Source organism: Pseudomonas sp. HMSC063H08 (assembly GCF_001813645.1).
GTDB lineage: Bacteria > Pseudomonadota > Gammaproteobacteria > Pseudomonadales > Pseudomonadaceae > Pseudomonas > Pseudomonas aeruginosa.
In genome coordinates, this window is sequence record NZ_KV813464.1 from 1 (window position 1) to 556 (window position 556).

A 556-nucleotide genomic window follows, 5' to 3' on the forward strand; every position below is an offset into this window, starting at 1 on the left:
CGTTCGGCAAGGCGGGAGGCTGCCACCTTGTCGCTCCAGGTGCAGGTCGCACGCTGCTTCTGAATGGTATTGGTCCAGAAGCCGGCGCCATCGAACTTGACGATGCACTGATAGGTCTGGGACGCCTTCATGATTCGGCCTCCTTACTGAGTGCATCACCGATCTGAACGGCCACCAGTTCGGGCAACTCCGGCTCATGCCCGGGATAGTTGTTGGCCAACTGATGCAGGAACTCGCGCGCGGCGTCCTTGCTGCCTGCAATGCGGAACACGGCGGTGAGGTGCTGGGAGTCCTGAGTGCCGCAGCAGAGGTGCGGCACCAGGCTCACTTTCAGCGAGCAACTGAACAGGTGTCGCGGGATCCATACCGACCAGAAGTAAGCCGAAAGCAGTTGCCCCGGAGCGCGCGTAGTGACCACCAGGGTCCCGGCCTGGGTGGTCGAGATTTCGATGTACCCCAGTTCCTCCAGCTCACGAAGCTCTCGCTCCATCGAACTGGGTGCGACCGTGCTCTCGTCCCGCGAAAGGCGCGAGATCACTTGGCTGAGGGCGTCCAG

1 protein-coding gene is annotated in these 556 nt (G+C 62.1%); it reads right to left on the minus strand.

Going from position 1 to position 556, the window contains the following annotated elements; all coding sequences use genetic code 11:
• Nucleotides 1-127 precede the first annotated feature (127 nt).
• On the minus strand, nt 128-556 hold a 429-nt coding region (locus tag HMPREF2924_RS16985), incomplete at its 5' end, for a putative protein CP11 (protein ID WP_070700582.1).